The organism is Arcticibacter svalbardensis MN12-7, assembly GCF_000403135.1.
Lineage (GTDB): Bacteria > Bacteroidota > Bacteroidia > Sphingobacteriales > Sphingobacteriaceae > Arcticibacter > Arcticibacter svalbardensis.
In genome coordinates, this window is the sequence record NZ_AQPN01000118.1 from 1 (window position 1) to 17,483 (window position 17,483).

A 17,483-nucleotide genomic window follows, 5' to 3' on the forward strand; every position below is an offset into this window, starting at 1 on the left:
GGGAGGGGAGGGAAGAAATGAAAGTGCACAAAAACGATCGTTATTTTACACAATGTGTAACGGTTAAAACGGATTCATGAAAGCCTATTCTTAAAATCGTATTATGTTTCGTCCACTTTATTATTTTGACTTAGTCCTTTAGGTGAGCTTGAACCTCCAATTTTTATAATTTCAATTGTAATCTCTGGCCTTGCTACATATATTTTCCACAGAAATGGAACAACTGCTAATATGCGTCCTATTACTATCCCTATGATTCCAGTCATCATTTTTTCGATTATCCGATTTATTTTGTTTGAGGTAATTCTTGTTTTGGTTCAGATTTATACCTTCAATCGAAGTACTCATAATGGAAATCATGAAAGCTTATGATTGACAGCTTGTTCTTAAAGCTCAAAATAATTTTAAAAATCTTGTACTTGTTATAATTTCTTCCAAACCCTATTCTTCCTGATATAAAAAGTGTAATACTCTCTTGATTGGCTTGCATTAAAGATTGTGTCGAAGTACTACCATGATCGGAAAACAGGGTAATTCCTTCAAAATCGAAACTTGAGAGTGCTTTTTCAATAGAAAAAATGGTTAACGGAATTGTATAAATAGGTGTAATGCCGTTATTGAAAAACTTACTAATCATGCTGTCATCCTGTTTCAACACAACAGGAGGGTTACTAATATTTAACTCACAATCGTTGCCACGAAGATCCTTAAATTTCAAATTAAGAAAAAAAACATCCTTTGTGAGTTTCAATGGATAAGAAACCTTAATGTTGTAAAAAAAATCAATGCTTTTTTTTCCCTCAGTAATAAAACGTAAGTCATTTTCTTGGTAGTTAGGTATTGAGTATTCAAATACAATGTCAGTAATAACGCATTCCCTTAAAAAATCACTGCCATGATCTAAATACATAAGCTCCATACTCTCCTTGTTACTTAATTGACCTTCGCTGTTCTTGGCGAAAATATTTAACTTAAGTACAAAAAGCTGTACATCCTTATCACAGAATTGAACGTTAATAATTAGACTATCTTTTTGCTTATCATGAAATTGTACATAAACAATCTTTTGCTGATATTGAGAAAAACGCTCTAACAATAACACAGCATTATTCGAACTAACATTATTATAGTTATCATCATCATCAAATCTTGACCAATAATCATCATCTTCAATATCAAAAAATACTTGATTGTTAATGAACTCATGGATTATAGCCGAGTCGTCTGTTAAATTAAATGAATTAAACCATGTACTAATATAAAAGTGGCGAAACCTCTCCAGTCGCGTCCTTATTTCATCCGAGGGCTGCTTACGCTTTAAATAAAAAGTTCTGTAAATATTTAAAACATCGTTTATCTCTTGGTCAGTAAGGCTAGAACTAATTTTGTCGAATGTTTCGTAATAGAGGTCTTCATTTCTTTCATAAACGGAGGTTGGCTCGATTTTACATAAAAAGTCATATACTTGGCTCCTTCTTATCGGTTTAAAAGTCAAATTGTTATAAGTAAGAGGATAATAGCTTTTCAAGTTCATTTACAAGTATATCATTTTAACCTTCAAATTTGAGCAATCTCTTGCCAGGAGAAGAATAATGAAGTATGAGACAGCTCCGTAAGAAGGATAATATCATAGCTACCCATGCCTGTGCTTGGTTGTGAAAATAACCATATTTAAAACGATAAGTTACCTGACATATAAGCAAAGGCAGAAAAAAATCGTATACGGAATTTCTATGTTTTTAAAGTATTTATCGTTAAAAATTATTGCATTTCCGAATTAAGTTCATTAGCTTGAATCGTTGTCAAAGGAAAATTAAACTCGGATGGTGAATTTACCGCTTTATATACATATATGTCATCAACTTTTTGTTTAACTTCGATCCCCGTATAACGAAAAACTTGATAACTTTCAAGTGTAATTAATTCACTTGGATCTATAAAGAAGCCATCAATTTCGTTGATACACCAATTTATATACTCAGGACAACCACCAGCCGTTAAGATCTCTTTTATTCCATTCTTACTCCATTTGTACCCAATAAAATCCTGAAAATGAGTATACTCGCCAAGTGATCTGTTGAAAGCAATGTTAGAACTACTAAATATCAGGTTTATAGTTTCCGAATAATCCTTATTAAATGCAAGACCAAATGGCACCACCCGAATTAAGGTATCACTTATCTCGAGAGTTAATACCTCTCTAAGTAAATTTTGACCATAAGATTTAGGATCAATTCCTTCAATCTTTCTATTGAAATACTGTTCGAGCATTTCCTTGTCAATTCGGGGCTTGCCTTGATAAACTTCCAATATTGTTAAGCCTCGGTATCTTCCGAAAGAAAACCTGTCAGTTATTTTCATTCAAGTAATTATTTTTATAAAGATATAATTTATCTTAAGTGATATGGCACTTTCTCTTCCAAGATTAGATGAATATACTGTATCAAGAGAAGTCAACTTTGACAGGCCTATTATTTTCAATTTGAACACAATTACTAAAGGGTGTAATAAATTATAATTTAAACCTTCCTTTAAACCGCAATAATAATTAGATGAAACCAGACACTTTTTATATAATAAAAATTATAAAAAAAGGACTATCAATAGGTATTCTTCGAATTGGACAGTTCGAAGTTAAAAAAAGCAAAATCTGCGACCCCAAATAATTAATCACCTACTCTTTTATGAGATAATAAAAAAATAACTCTTCCCTTGCCGATAGTATACATTCATTATACCCTGATTTCAATAATCTCACCAGCCTGAAAATAAAACCACCTCTACCCCAGCCCTCTATTTATTCCTAAACAAAATCCCCAAAACTTCTCTTTACTACTCATGCGTGCGTTTCTACAAAAAATCCTTTCCCAACCAGTAATCAGACTGGCAAATAAACTCTCCTCCCGGCCCGATCAAAAACGCGTACATAAAGCCCTAACCACCCTTTTTAATAAAATTCAAAATAAACCTGGCAACCATGGCTTAATCATCGACTTTGACAACACCTCTAAACTAGTCATCTTCTCCGATCAACATAAAGGTTCCCGCAATTTCAATGACGACTTTGCACGCTCAGAAAAGAACTACCTCGCTGCCCTCAACTACTATAACCAAGAAAACTATTTATACTGCAATTTAGGCGACAGTGAAGAACTGTGGAAAAACACACTTACCGGAGTGCTCAAAAGCAATACCGCCACCTTCGATCAGGAACACCTGTTTTCACAACGCAATGCCTTTATAAAAGTCTTTGGCAATCACGACTTATACTGGGACAACGACCCTCTCGCTCCTTTAACCCTCGAAAAGGTTTATGGCCAAAAAATAAAAATATACGAAGGGGTAATTTTACGAATGGTACTAAAAAACACCCCTCTCTCCATATTCCTAACCCACGGACATCAGGGGGATCTACAAAGTGATGGCAACTGGTTCAGTAAATGGTTTGTATCCACTATTTGGGCTCCGTTCCAATCCTACCTGCGCATCAATCCGAATACACCGGCTTATAATAGTCAGCTTAAATCAGAGCACAATATGATGATGTACAACTGGACCGCTAAACAGTCCAATCTGGTTCTCATCACAGGTCACACACACCAGCCCGTATTTAATTCCCTTACACATTTGGAGCGCCTGTATATGCGATTAGAAACCGCCAGGCTAAACAATAACCAACAAGAAATTCAGCAAATAGAGGCCGAACTAGCAGCCGGAAAATTTAGCGGAGAAACATCCCCCCGTCTTGCATATTCCAAAAACACCTATTTTAATACCGGTTGCTGCTGTTTTAGTGACGGCGATATTACCGGCATAGAAATAGAAGGCGGTAAAATCAGACTCATTAAATGGAAATCCGAAGAAAACGATCACACCAAACGTATTATACTGGAAGAAAGCAATGTGGAAGAACTTCTTGATTCAACTAATATCAATCAAATCTCAAAGTAGCATTAATGAGCTACCCTAAACAGCACTGCAAACTACATTCATCTTAACAATAACATAACATAAAACTAAAATTTTGATAATTTTATAGGAATAGCTTCGTGGTTAAATCCACAAATAATGAAGAAAACTTTACTATCCTGCTTCCTGCTAATTGCTCTATGTGGTTGCAAAAAAGACAAACAGACTGAACCTATAATCAATGAAGATGCTTCCACATTTGCTGAAAGCGGATCTTTTGATGTTGGAGGAACCGGTGCAGCAGAGATCAGTGCATTTGACCCCTCAACAAACAGACTCTTCGTCGTTAGAAACGAAAACGAAGGTTTGGCAAATCAATTAAATCAAATCGAAGTGATCGATTTCTCCAATCCTTCAGCCATGAAATCCATTGGCTCAATAGCCATGTTGCCTTTTGGTGGAGCAGTAAATAGCCTTTCCGTTTCGGATGGAAAACTTGCTGCTGCCATTCAATCAACAGACAAACAGGCAAATGGTAAAGTGCTTGTGTTTAAAACTAGCGACTACAGCAAGATCGCTGAAATTACAGTAGGCGCTTTACCTGATATGGTAACCTTTTCAGCGGATGGCAAGTACATTATATCTGCTAACGAAGGCGAACCTAATGCTGCTTATACCAACGACCCTTCTGGTACGGTGTCCATCATCTCTGTAAGTAACAATTACGCCGTTACTACGCTGGATTTCTCTTCTATGGAGTCACAGCTTCCGGCATTAAAGCTAAAAGGGTTCCGCGTATTTGGCCCCGGTCTTAGTTTCGTAAAAGACATCGAGCCTGAATACGTGACTATCTCTGCCGATTCTAAAACGGCATGGGTAACGCTTCAGGAGAACAATGCTATTGCTAAAATAGACATCGTCTCCAAAACCATCACAAACATCTTCCCATTAGGATTTAAAAATTACAACACAGATGGTAATGAAATAGATCCTAGTGACGTAGATGCCACATATAAACCTGCCAAATGGAACGTGAAAGGAATGTACCTTCCTGATGGGATAGCCGTGCTTGAAGATAATGGCAACCCTTATTTATTTACTGCAAATGAGGGTGATTCCAGAGAATACGAAGGCTTCACAGAAATGCTACGCGTTAAAAATAGTGGTATAAAATTAGATGCTACAGCTTTCCCTGATGCAGCCACATTGAAATTGGATGCTAATTTAGGCAGACTGAATGTAACCACAACTTTAGGCGATACGGACGGAGATGGCGACATGGACGAATTGTATTCTCTGGGATCCCGTTCCTTTAGTGTTTGGAATGGTAATGATGGAACCCAGGTATTTGACAGTAAAAATGAACTGGATGCCAAATGTGTTGCAGCCGCAGTATATGATGACGGCAGAAGTGATGATAAAAGTGTAGAGCCTGAAGGAATCACCATTGGAACTGTAGGGTCTAAAAAAATAGCTTTCGTAGGCATGGAACGCGCGGATGCAGTAGCGGTTTACGATCTATCAACTCCTACTAAACCTATGTTTCTACAGTTACTTAAATGCGGTGACGCCCCCGAAGGTGTTCTATTTATTCCTGCCAAAGATAGCCCAACTCAAAAAAGCCTATTAGTGGTCAGCAGTGAAGGTGATGGCGTAATTAAAGTGTACACTCCAAATACTATATTGTGAAAAAATATTCAGTCCTTTTGTTGCTAACAATGAAATAATCAAGCCTTTCAATGATGGCCGAATTTCATTGCTACATTCTATATAAAGCAAAGCCTAAAAAATACAATACACTGGCAGGAAATTAATTTTTCCTGCCTTTTTTATGTTAGATCCACTTGTTAAAATTAATTACGAGCGATCTTGCTTACAATAAGCTGCATAAACATTTCCCCTAATCCAATTGGGGAAATTTCAACAAAACATAAAACCCAACAGTAGTGTTACTTACATCACCTATGAATAACACTTATGAAAGCAACATCAGCCGTAATTGTAGCAACGCTATATCTAATCGTATACGTGATCCTATTCCAAACAGGCATCTCGATCACCATCCTCTCCTACCTATTTTTGACTTCTCCATTTCTCATGATCTGGCTTATATTCACTGTACTAAAAGATAACCGCAAGCCGTATCCCGAATTAGGTGAAGATGAAGAATGGGGCTATCGTGACAAACCTAAAAATCAAAGTACTGATCCTAATTCAGATGAAAAATTGCCGCATTTAATGCCATAGCAAAAGTTACCCATAGAAAGTAAGGAATCTGAATCAGACCAATCCAGGGGCGTAACCCGTAGGAAACACGAATCCAGATAATAATGCTTAACCACAAGAGAATAATATTAACTAAAGCGGTTGCCGGACTCTGCATATAAAAGAAAAAGAAACTCCAGCAAAAGTTCAGAATCAGCTGAATGACAAAGTATTGTTTAGCCTGATGGTTCGTCTGGCTCTTTAACTTCCATATAGCATACCCGCTGATTCCCATGATGATGTATAAAATAATCCATACCGGGGCAAAGACACCATTAGGTGGATTGAAAAATGGTTTATTCAACGTAGGATACCATGTATGGATACTGCTTTGCGTAAAAAAAGAGGCCGCCATACCCGTAAATAATGGCGCAGTACTTGCCAGCAGTAATGAAATAAAACGTTTAGCCTTCATATTATATTTAATGAAATATAGTTTTAATTTTTTCTTCCTCCAGATCAAGTAAACCCTGATATTTTTTCACTATTTCTTCATCTGTTTCCAATCTCTTATTCAATTCTAAAAGTGTCACTCTCTGTTTCTTCAAGATCTGCAAATAGACCTTGCGATATTCTTTTTGCTCCGCCGTCCCATCGAATTCCACCAATAACATATCACTATCCAGCCTTTCCTTTAATTGCTGCAAGTGTGTGTTGCTGCTCAAAATTTCGGCATGTTCTTCATGCAAGTATTTCAAACTTACTTCAGCTAGTTTCTTCCTGATCATTAACTCCTGTTCTTCCGGGGGCATATAATGATCGGGATCGTCCATTTTCACCCATTTAATCACTAAAGGAAGGGTTAATCCATGTAAAACTAGCGTGAGTAAGATTACTGTAAACGTAATGAAAAGGATTAGATTTCTTTGCGGAAAAGAAGTGCCATTACTTAAAACAAGTGGAATAGATAATGCCGCAGCTAAGGACACCACTCCACGCATGCCTGCCCAACCAATGATCACCGGTCCTTTCCAGCCCGGCCTGTTGTCTTCTGTCTTAATAAAACGACTGATAAACATCGTAAAAGCGGATACACCTAACGAACAAACAATCCGGGTTACAATCAGCACCGCTGTGATCAGACAGCCATAATAGATGGCCTGACCCACACTTACAGGACCTAATTGGGAGACAATTACCGGCAGCTCCAGTCCAATTAATAAAAAGACTACCCCATTTAATAAAAATCCAAAGGCTGCCCATACATTGGTTGCCCGTAAACGGCTGCTGTGACTCAAAAATTTATGACTTCGCTCGGATAAAAACAACGACCCGCTTACTACAGCGATCACCCCGGATACATGAAAGTTTTCTGCTACCAGGTACATCACATACGGCGTGGTTAATGTAAGTATAATATCAATATTCGAATCCGTGGGGAGCCATCTATGTGCCGCGAAATAAAGCATTCCTATTGCAACCCCAATCAGGACACCCATTACAATCACCCATACGAAACTCAGTGCCGCCTCATAATATATAAAAGTACCTGAACTTACGGCGACTAACGCAAAGCGATAAACAATTAAACTGGATGCATCATTGAGCAGACTCTCCCCTTCCAACACAACATTAATCCGCTTGGGGATCTGCACATGTTTCAAAATAGAGGTAGCCGATACAGCATCGGGTGGCGATATAATCCCTCCTAATAGAAAACCCAGTGCGAGTGTAAATCCAGGAATGAGGGCACTTGATACCAACGCAATGACCAATGAAGTAATGAGTACTATCGGAAATGCGAATCCACTGATCACCCTTCTCCAACGCCACAGATTCTTCCAGGAGGCATACCATGCCGCATCATAAAGCAGCGGAGGAAGGAAGATAATAAACATCAGCTCCGGATTTATCTCCATTTTTGGCAAACCGGGAAGAAAACTCAGCGCCAGTCCGCCTAATACTAGTATTACAGGATAAGCCACTTTAAGCTTATCGGATAACATAACCAGTAGTAAGAGCGCTAATATCAGGGATATATATAAAATGGATGTATCTACCATTGTCCGAAATCTAATAGCTGAAACGCTACTTTAGACTTTAGGTTTTGACTAAATGGACGGAAACAGGTCTATTTTATCTGTCCTGAATAATAAGAATTAAAGGTCAGGTTAGGATCAGATTACCGGTGAGGCCACAGTGATGCCACGGTGACGCCACAGTGAGGCCACCTTTTCCCGTAAAAACGTGGCCTCACTGTGGCGTCACCGTGGCATCAACCTTGGGTCAAGGGTAATCAAACCTTAATCTGATATCTAGTTGACCTTAGGATGGCAGCTTAAAATCCACTATCATCCAGGGCAAATGTATTTTTCCGGTCTTTCCATTTTCCCTTTCACAAAACAGGAGCATATTAGATTCGGGTAACCCTTGTGAGCACAGGGATTATGTGGGTTTTTATTGGAAATGTATGGGAAAAGCAGAATTTAATTGTAACATTTATTTAAAACGCATTTAATTATTGGATTTCCTGCAAAGAGCCCATTGATTTGTAAAATATAAATTCTTATCTTTAATACAAGGGACAAATGCCCTGGATAATTACTTTTCACTTAGATAATCCGCTTAAATGATACGGTAAATTCTAAGCTTTTAACTTGAGTCTGTTATGAAGCAGAAGTTTTTGAGAACTAAACATTTAAATTAAAAAACATGAGTAGAGACAAGAAAAAAGAGCCTAAGTCGGCTGAGAAAAAGGAACAGTCTGATTACCAGTCTGGGAAATCTGCTAAGATCGAAACATCGCCCAGCAAGAAGAAGAAGTAATTTAATTTATTCATTTTAAACCCATTCACATTATTTAAAGCCCTTTTGATTAGCTGAAATTGTTAATTGTGTCAGTGATCAAAAGGGCTAAAACCGGATCATACTAAATTTTATTCATGCCCTATTCAGTTGCTGAAAGAACTTTTCTTTCCCTAATGGCCATATTAGGTTGGTTTGCCTTAATAACTCAATACTATATTAACCTTCAAAATGAGTCTATTTCTCCTTTAGAATTGGGAGTCAGATACATGAGCTATTTTACGCTTACTACTAATATTCTTATTGCTACCTGCTGTACTTTATCTTTATTAAATGCTGAATCTTCTTTAGGGAAATTTTTCATCTCCTATAAAACACGTACTGCACTTACTGTTTACATTTTGATTGTTAGCATTATTTACAATGCCATATTAAGATTTCAATGGAATCCGCATGGATTACAACGCATAGTTGATGAGTTATTGCATTCTGTAATTCCGGTATTATTTTTAATTTACTGGGTAATCTATGTGTTTAAATGCCATATACATTGGAAAGAAACGCTTTCATGGTTAGCATATCCATTGTTATACCTTTTTTTTATAATGATTAGGGGTATGGCTTCCGGATTTTATCCTTATTTTTTTATCAACGTAACGCAGCTCGGCTTGGGTACCGTGCTTATTAATTCAATAGGTATTGCGCTAGGGTTTTTTGTTTTGTCCATGCTTTTTGTGGCAACAGGAAACTATATAAGTAAAGACAAAAAAAGGCCGTCCTGAAAAATAAATCAGGCCGGCCTTTTTTATAATACATCTGGCATGTATTTCAATAGGTACTATTTCTTAGTTGGAGCTTTTACAGCAGGGGCTGCAGCAGCATTCTTTTTTGCTTCAACTTTCTTTGCATGTTTCTTATGCATTACAGTTTTTTCAGTTGCTGGTTTTGTAGTAGTAGCTGGTGATTGAGCAAATGCTCCCATTGTTGTTGCAACTAATGCCAATGCTAAAATTGTTCTTTTCATGATTATTTATGTTTTGTGATTTGTTGATTCAAAGGTGCAATGTGTATATGAAGATTAGATGAAGATGAATAGTCTTCATTAGGTTCATTCATAGCATTAAAAAAATCACAAAAAATTAATTTGTCGAAGCGGCCGATGTACTGGTTGAGGGATCATTTTTAAGACTGGCTTTTTGCTCTTCAAGCTCCTGGAGTCTTTTGTATTTTTTGTCCAGATCTTTTGTGAGCCGCTCTACTTTGTCCTTTAAATCATCTGCTTCTTCCCGATTATCCTTGGCGTCTTCTGTTGCATCTTTAGCTTTGTTGGCTAGCTTTTCAGCTTTCTTTGCTTGTTTGAGTTTTCCTGAGGTTGCTTTTGATGCCTGATTGCTACTTTCTTCTAAAGTTACTTTCGATTTTGCTTCTGCTTGTTGGGCTTTAGCCTCAAGCAATGGAATTTTATTTTTAGCATCTTCAAGTTTATTACGTAAGCTTGCAATATCAGCGGATACTTTTCGATATTCCTTGCCTAGTTTAATGGTATCCGTATTTGAATCCATACGGTCCCTTGCAAAGGATGTAGTTATAAAAAAGGCCATAAATGGCAAAATTAGGTAGATGTTTTTCATAAGGCATAACTTATCAATAAGTATGCCTGAAAATAAATTTAAAGCGTAAACAATTAACATAAAACCCTGTTGCTGCTGTAGTTATAATTAACGGACCTAACTTAATGGATCTCAATCAAACGAAAAACCTTCCCTTTTATATTAAACTAGCCTGTGTTCTTTTTAGCCTGATTGCTTTATTTTATATTGTCATTATTGCTAAAGAAATTTTATCTCCGCTGATATTTTCTTGTTTGTTTTCTATTTTATTGTTGCCGTTAGCTTCTTTTTTTGAGTTTAAATTACGCCTTCCAAGAAGTGCTGCTTCCATGCTTTCTGTTTTGATTCTACTGACTTCTTTAAGCCTTATTTTATATATTATTGGTTCGCAGATCTCTAATCTGGCTGATGACTGGCCTCTTTTTCAGCAACAGTTAAATTCATCTATAAACATTATTCAGAATTGGATCTCTACGACTTTTCATATAAACTCGACTAAGCAGTTGACTTATCTGCATACTGCTACCACCAAAGTAATGGCCTCAGGAACAGTAGTTATTGGAGCGACGCTTTTGTCGTTATCTTCCATGATGCTATTTTTGGTCTTTACTTTTATTTATACCTTTTTCTTTTTATTATACCGCAGGCTGATTAAGAAATTCCTAACCTCTGTTTTTCTGGATGAAAACACAGCACTAGTTCACGATATTATTGAACAGGTTCAGTATATTATCAGGAAATACATTGTCGGGTTACTGATAGAAATGGCTATAGTTGCGGCTGTTGTATGTCTGGCTTTCTGGGCATTAGGAATAAAATATGCTATATTGTTGGGCCTCATCACCGGATTATTTAATATAATCCCCTACATTGGGATCTTTACTGCACTTGTACTAAGTACGCTAATTACTTTTGCCACAGCGGCTGTAATGAGTAAAGTGATTATAGTGATTATTATACTGGTGGTTGTTCACCTGATAGACAGCAATATATTATTACCCCTGGTGGTTGGTTCCAAGGTTCGAATTAATGCCCTGATTACTGTTCTAGGGGTAATTATCGGCGAGATGATCTGGGGAATACCTGGTATGTTTTTATCTATACCGGTGATCGCTGTGCTAAAAATCATCTTTGACAGGGTGGAAAGTCTCAAGTCATGGGGCATTATTCTCGGTGATGAGGATCATAAAGAATCTTTAGAAGAGACTGATACTTAAAGCTTTTTTGTTTCAGGGATGATGCTATATGCCTGTTTTATTCCGCCCAAGATCTACAGTGATTTGGGATGCATGGAGTGCTAGTTAAGTTTAGCATATGCATTCATTTTCAAGGGTTCTTTCAATGCATTAATTTGATGCCTAAATTCTAAGTCTCAACTGGATATATTCATTTGAGGCAACAGGTGCCTAAAATAGTGTATCTTACTACTTCTTTTAATCTTTCCAACATTAATCGTTACTTTAGGTTATACCTTGAAAGCGATTGAAATGATCAGAGTAGAAAAGCTTACCAAACTTTACAATAAGATTCCTGCTGTATCGGATATTTCTTTTACCATAAAAAAAGGACAAAACATGGTCTTATTGGGTACCAGTGGCTGTGGTAAGACCACTACACTCAAAATGATCAACGATCTGATTCATCCTGACAGTGGTGAAGTATGGTTGGATGAGGTCAGTACGCGCAAAATGAAACCTGAGGTTTATCGAAAGAAAACGGGTTATGTCTTACAGAACATTGCCCTTTTTCCTCATTTTACCATAGCGGAGAATATTGCTGTAGTCCCTCGTTTACTGGGTTGGGATAAGGATAAAATCAGGCGGAGATGTTTGGAGTTGTTGGAAAAACTTCATCTGTCACCGGACAAACATTACTCTATTTACCCGCATCAACTGAGTGGAGGTCAGCAACAACGAGTAGGACTGGCAAGAGCGCTTGCTGCAGAACCTTCCATACTATTAATGGACGAACCTTTTGGGGCACTTGATCCCATAACCCGTGCAAGCATTAAAAAGGATATCGCCCAGTTGGATGAGTTTAAAGACAAAACAATTGTTCTGGTCACCCATGATGTGCAGGAGGCTTTTGAGTTAGGTGATATAATCTGCCTGATGGATAAGGGTGAGATTATACAGCAAGGGAATCCGGAAGAACTCTTATTTAAACCTGCCTCTGCTTTTGTTTCCGGCTTTTTTAAAGAGCAACAACTGCTGCTGGAGTATCAAAATACGACACTGCATAAGCTTTTCCGCTGGCTGCCTGAGACACATACTTTTGTACAAAACCTTATTTCGGTATCCCCTGATGAGAAACTGTGGCAGGCTTTTGAGAAGCTGAATACCGCTGGGAAATCCTTACTGGTCATTAAAGATTCAGGCGGAAGGCAGAAGTATGCCGATCACGGCGCATTATTACACGCATTTACTACCTATAAAAACACGATTGCCTGATGGAACAACAAAACCTTTGGCAATTCATGACTCAGCAGCATGATAAGTTAATTCAGCAAACACTGGAACATATTGGCCTGACATTCATATCCTTATTTTTGGCCCTTTTAATCGCTCTTCCTTTAGGAATCTGGATCGCAAGGAAACCCACTGCATCTCCATTTATTTTAGGTATTAGCGGGGTATTGCAAACGATTCCCAGCATTGCCTTACTAGGATTTATGATCCCTTTATTGGGTATCGGCTGGTTGCCTGCCATTACTGCCTTATTCCTTTACGCCCTGTTACCCATTATAAGGAACACCTATACAGGCATTACGGGAATTGATCCGAATATAAGAGAGGCCGCTGTAGCTATGGGCATGAACCATTGGCAGGTATTGTGGAAAATTGAACTCCCCCTTGCCTTCCCGGTAATCATGGCGGGAATTCGTACGGCCACGGTGATTAATGTAGGGGTTGCCACACTGGCTGCCTACATTGCCGCAGGTGGATTAGGCGAGTTTATCTTTGGAGGGATCGCACTGAATAATGTCAATATGATCCTTGCAGGCGCTATTCCTTCTGCCCTGCTGGCCATTTTACTCGATTTCCTGCTTTCGCTGGTACAGCATATCGATTTAAAAAAGTTAAGGTTTGCCCTTTGGCTGATTCCGCTGATCTGCATTGCTGCCGCTTCATCCTATTTCTTCTCGGGAACTAAGGATCTTAAGTTAAAAGCAGGTTTTACACCTGAATTTATGGGAAGAACGGATGGTGATCTAGGCTTAAAATCTATTTACAACCTGGATATTAAACCAGTTGTAATCAGTGATGCAGTGATGTACAAGGCTGCTTTTGATAAAAAACTGGATGTAATTAGTGGTTATGGAACAGATGGCCGATTAAAGGCCTACAACCTGATCATTTTAAAAGATGATAAAAAGATCTTCCCTCCTTATTATGCCGCTCCTCTGGTTCGGAATGAGGCCTTAATCAAGTTTCCGGAGTTAGAAGGGGTGTTAAACTTACTTGCCGGAAGAATCAATGATTCGACCATGACTGACCTGAATTATCGGGTAGACTACCTTCATCAATCCCCTCAACAGGTAGCTAAAGATTTTCTGGTCAAAGCTAAACTATGGAAGGAACCTTTACCTGCCGGTTCTCAAACGGTACGGATTGGCTCCAAGATCTTTGGCGAACAATATATTCTTGCATCCATGTATGGGATGCTGATCAGGGGAAATACCCGCTTAAATGTTTCTTCCAAGACTGGCTTAGGAGGAACTCAAATCTGCTTTAACGCATTGAAAAATAATGAAATAGACTTTTATCCGGAATATACGGGAACAGGTCTGCTAGTATTGCTGCACCCTTCAAAACAAACGCTGAACAGGGTGACTAAAAGTAACGACAGTACGTATGACTTTGTGAAAAAGGAGTTTGGAAAAACGTTTCAGATGAAATGGTTGAAGCCAATTGGGTTTAACAACACGTATGCCCTGATGATGCGCCGTCAGCAATCCTCCGAATTACAGATCCAATCCATATCAGATTTAAAGCGATATCTGGATCATTAAAAATTATGAAATAATAAATCGGTCAACAAGTTACATTACGCATATAGTGCCTTTATGAAGAACAAAATGAATTGAAAAAGAAAAATTATAAAGACTGCATTAATGCATATATTCACAAAGAACTGAATGGCAATATGATTTGAATAATTAAATGCAGTTCATAAAAAGAGTGATTAATCTACTTTTCAAGCGTTAAAAATAGATTATTTAGTGACTCTGAGTACAATGGATGGGCAAAGATCATCTTTCGGATTTGCTGATGGGGAATTCTACCAAGCATCGCCATTTGCAGTACAGACATGATTTCCCCTCCATCCTCTGCAATAATTGCAGCACCAAGAATCTGTCCGCTGTCGGCATCTACCACCGCTTTCATAAAACCTCTTTGATCCCCCACTTCAATGGCACGGGCAACTTTAGACATTGGCAGACAAGCTACTTTAATATTCAGTCCTTTATTCTGAGCTTCTGTTTCTGTTATACCTACCCGCCCTAATTGTGGATCAGTAAACATACAGTAGGGCACGATCCGGTCGGTTGTAATCTGTTTATTTGCCAACAGGTTCTGCGCAAGTATGATGTAATCGTTATAAGCAATATGAGTAAACTGAGGCCCTCCTTTAATATCACCAATAGCGTATATTCCCTCTGCTGATGTTTCTAAAAACTCATTAACCTGAATATGTCCTTTTTTAGTTACTATTACACCTGCCTTTTCCAGGTTGAGGTCTGATGTATTAGGAGTTCTACCAGCAGCAACTAAAAGGTGACTAACCGGCAGTTCCTGACCATCTTTTAGCGATACCAGGAGGTAATCTTCCTGATTATCTATTTTGGTTACTCCAGACTTGCAAATTACCCGTATCCCTTCCTGCTGTAGAAATTCAAGAACAGTATGACTTACATCCTCATCTTCTTTAACCAGAATACGTTCCCCTTGCTCTACTATAGTCACCTGAGATCCAAATCGCCGATACATCTGACCAAATTCAAGAGCAATGTATCCGGCTCCAATAATCAATAGATGTTTAGGTATTTCCGTTAGTTCCATGAGAGAGGCAGAAGTTAAATAACCACTATCTTCAATTCCCGGAATCTTAGGAATAGCAGCATGAGCACCAGCAGAAATAATAATCCTGGGGGCTGATATTATTTCTGAACCACCACTATTCAGCATAACCTGTAATTCATTTTTACCCGTAAAAGCAGCCTTTCCCCATAATAATTCCAGATTCTCTGTCTCTTCTACTCCCTTTTGAGAACCATCCCTAAAAAGATCAACTACATCTGATTTCCTTTTAAGAATAGTAGCAATGTCGACGCTTTTTAACTCTGCCTCCACTCCTAGTGTGTGCGCCTGCGTAATGGTATAGATTGTTTTTGCAGATGCAATCATAGTTTTAGTAGGTGTACAACCTACATTGACACAAGTCCCACCTATATATTGCTTTTCAATAAGAGCTGTTTTCCATCCAGCCTTTGCCAGCTTCTTCGCTAATGGAGTACCACCCTGACCTGAACCTATAATAATAGCATCGTACGTTTTCATTTTTCTGATAATTAGGAATATTGGAGCTTATAAAAACAGGTAGCCGGTATTTTATAAGCCTTATAAGAAGTTAGAACATTCACATCTGTGTTTCATATTAATGTGGATCATGCATGAAATAACAATTATCAGCTGTTATGTTTTTAATTAATGCTAGATCCTTAATTTAAATATTTTATTGTAAGAACCTCAATTTATAGTTATTCTGTCAGAACTTTAATTGAATATTTCATTTTAGAACCTAATTTTATAGAATTTCTGCAAGAACTTTAATTACATATTTCACATGTAAGAACATCAGTCTAAAAATATTTCTTTCAGACTGATGTTAATATTTTAATGTAAGAACCTCAATTTTCAGACATGCGGTCAAAACTTAAATTTAAAATAGTTAAGCCAAAACTTTAATTTAAAGATGGTCAACCTGTTTGATTACCGCAATAATATCTTCCTCACCATAAGTAGGTTCTGCCTGTTGAAAAGTGTCATAAGCGGCATTAGCCAAAGGAGAATCAAGACCTTCTGCTTTAGCCAGACGCAAATCTTTTACGATGTTCTTTAAAGCAAAGGCAGGTTTATAATTTTCTTCAAGAATCAGACTACTCTTAATTTTTATAAAAGTATTGCCTATTGCACTATTATTGATCATCTCAAACAGATCCTCCAATTCAATTCCCTTATCACGGGCAAACACTGTAGCCTCAGCAAGTCCCTGTGCCTGAATCGCTAATAAGGCATTGATAGCCAGTTTAGCGGTATTGCCCGCACCATGACTGCCGACAAAAAGGGTCAGTTTACCCAGGTAATCCAGAATAGGTTTAACTTGTCCAAATGCACTCCTTTCTCCCCCAACCATAATAACCAACTGGCCGCTTTCAGCTTGTTTAACACTACCTGACACGGGTGCATCGATGTATTCATTCCCCTGTTGTTTGCATAAACCAGCCATTTCTCTACTAATTCCAGGAGAAACGGTGCTCATATTCACAATAGTTTTAGCAGATACTTTTGCAGAAAGGAGACCATTTTCATCTGTAAACAGGTGTTTGATTGCTTCATCATCAGTTACCATAATAATGATTACCTCATTTTCCTGCATTAAAGCAGCGGGTGAAGAAGCTACTAATGCTCCCTCCGCTTTCAAGACTTCTTCTTTTGCCTTAGTTCTATTGTAAATGGTTACCGGGAAACCTGCTTTTATTAAATTTAAGGCCATAGGCATACCCATTATCCCAAGGCCGATAAAGCCTATTTTAGTTGTATTCATTTATGTTGATCTGTTAATTTAAATACGCAATCTGATCATCTCTAATCAACTTAAGGGAGGTACTAATAACCCCTGTTTTTTAAAATATTTTCCATCTAGCTCATAATTAATTTCTTAAAATAAATC

15 protein-coding genes are annotated in these 17,483 nt (G+C 37.8%); 7 read left to right on the forward strand and 8 right to left on the reverse strand.

The window, feature by feature from the left end; translation table 11 throughout:
• Positions 1–331: 331 nt before the first annotated feature.
• Positions 332–1,534, reverse strand: a complete 1,203-nt coding sequence (locus ADIARSV_RS16365; RefSeq protein WP_016196742.1) for a hypothetical protein — start codon at positions 1,532–1,534, stop codon at positions 332–334.
• Positions 1,535–1,761: 227 nt separating this feature from the next.
• Positions 1,762–2,361 carry a hypothetical protein gene (locus ADIARSV_RS16370; RefSeq protein ID WP_016196743.1) on the reverse strand — a complete coding sequence of 200 codons (600 nt, stop codon included), beginning with the start codon at positions 2,359–2,361 and terminating at the stop codon, positions 1,762–1,764.
• A gap of 477 nt (positions 2,362–2,838) precedes the next feature.
• Between ADIARSV_RS16370 and ADIARSV_RS16375 the strand changes: the two genes are divergently transcribed.
• From ADIARSV_RS16375 to ADIARSV_RS21645, 3 genes are all read left to right on the forward strand, one after another.
• Entirely contained in the window at positions 2,839–3,951 is a 1,113-nt protein-coding gene (locus tag ADIARSV_RS16375; RefSeq protein ID WP_016196745.1) for a metallophosphoesterase, read from the forward strand.
• A gap of 117 nt (positions 3,952–4,068) precedes the next feature.
• A complete protein-coding gene (locus tag ADIARSV_RS16380; protein ID WP_016196746.1) occupies positions 4,069–5,598 on the forward strand; it encodes a choice-of-anchor I family protein in 1,530 nt (509 codons plus the stop codon).
• A 288-nt stretch (positions 5,599–5,886) separates the two neighbouring features.
• Complete coding sequence (locus ADIARSV_RS21645) at positions 5,887–6,156, forward strand: hypothetical protein (protein WP_152439928.1); 270 nt, start codon at positions 5,887–5,889, stop codon at positions 6,154–6,156.
• On the opposite strand, the gene ADIARSV_RS16385 is transcribed toward ADIARSV_RS21645, so the two are convergent.
• Together ADIARSV_RS16385 and ADIARSV_RS16390 are read right to left on the reverse strand one after the other, a co-directional pair.
• Positions 6,119–6,589 (reverse strand): TspO/MBR family protein, encoded by a 471-nt coding sequence (locus ADIARSV_RS16385; protein WP_016196748.1) that lies wholly within the window; start codon positions 6,587–6,589, stop codon positions 6,119–6,121. The genes ADIARSV_RS21645 and ADIARSV_RS16385 overlap by 38 nt on opposite strands.
• A gap of 7 nt (positions 6,590–6,596) precedes the next feature.
• The gene (locus tag ADIARSV_RS16390) at positions 6,597–8,177 is read right to left on the reverse strand and encodes a Na+/H+ antiporter (RefSeq protein WP_040300427.1); all 1,581 of its coding nucleotides are present in this window, start codon (positions 8,175–8,177) and stop codon (positions 6,597–6,599) included.
• 879 nt (positions 8,178–9,056) lie between these two features.
• On the opposite strand from ADIARSV_RS16390, the gene ADIARSV_RS16395 reads away from it, so the two are divergent.
• A complete protein-coding gene (locus ADIARSV_RS16395; RefSeq protein WP_016196751.1) occupies positions 9,057–9,701 on the forward strand; it encodes a Pr6Pr family membrane protein in 645 nt (214 codons plus the stop codon).
• A 56-nt stretch (positions 9,702–9,757) separates the two neighbouring features.
• Here ADIARSV_RS16395 and ADIARSV_RS16400 read toward each other — a convergent pair whose 3' ends face one another.
• On the reverse strand, positions 9,758–9,943 hold the full coding sequence (locus tag ADIARSV_RS16400; RefSeq protein WP_040300428.1) for a hypothetical protein: 186 nt from the start codon (positions 9,941–9,943) through the stop codon (positions 9,758–9,760).
• A 115-nt stretch (positions 9,944–10,058) separates the two neighbouring features.
• On the reverse strand, positions 10,059–10,550 hold the full coding sequence (locus ADIARSV_RS16405) for a hypothetical protein (RefSeq protein ID WP_152439929.1): 492 nt from the start codon (positions 10,548–10,550) through the stop codon (positions 10,059–10,061).
• Between the two features lie 104 nt (positions 10,551–10,654).
• Here ADIARSV_RS16405 and ADIARSV_RS16410 point away from each other — a divergent pair, with 104 nt between their 5' ends.
• From ADIARSV_RS16410 to ADIARSV_RS16420, 3 genes are all read left to right on the forward strand, one after another.
• On the forward strand, positions 10,655–11,746 hold the full coding sequence (locus ADIARSV_RS16410; protein WP_040300431.1) for an AI-2E family transporter: 1,092 nt from the start codon (positions 10,655–10,657) through the stop codon (positions 11,744–11,746).
• A gap of 270 nt (positions 11,747–12,016) precedes the next feature.
• Positions 12,017–12,979 carry an ABC transporter ATP-binding protein gene (locus tag ADIARSV_RS16415; RefSeq protein ID WP_040300432.1) on the forward strand — a complete coding sequence of 321 codons (963 nt, stop codon included), beginning with the start codon at positions 12,017–12,019 and terminating at the stop codon, positions 12,977–12,979.
• Positions 12,979–14,541: an ABC transporter permease/substrate-binding protein gene (locus ADIARSV_RS16420; RefSeq protein ID WP_016196757.1), complete on the forward strand. Its 1,563-nt coding sequence runs from the start codon at positions 12,979–12,981 to the stop codon at positions 14,539–14,541. The genes ADIARSV_RS16415 and ADIARSV_RS16420 overlap by 1 nt, the downstream gene beginning before the upstream one ends.
• A gap of 178 nt (positions 14,542–14,719) precedes the next feature.
• Here ADIARSV_RS16420 and ADIARSV_RS16425 read toward each other — a convergent pair whose 3' ends face one another.
• Together ADIARSV_RS16425 and ADIARSV_RS16430 are read right to left on the reverse strand one after the other, a co-directional pair.
• Positions 14,720–16,090: a mercuric reductase gene (locus tag ADIARSV_RS16425; protein ID WP_016196758.1), complete on the reverse strand. Its 1,371-nt coding sequence runs from the start codon at positions 16,088–16,090 to the stop codon at positions 14,720–14,722.
• Positions 16,091–16,499: 409 nt separating this feature from the next.
• Positions 16,500–17,357 carry an NAD(P)-dependent oxidoreductase gene (locus tag ADIARSV_RS16430; RefSeq protein WP_016196759.1) on the reverse strand — a complete coding sequence of 286 codons (858 nt, stop codon included), beginning with the start codon at positions 17,355–17,357 and terminating at the stop codon, positions 16,500–16,502.
• Between the last annotated feature and the right edge of the window lie 126 nt (positions 17,358–17,483).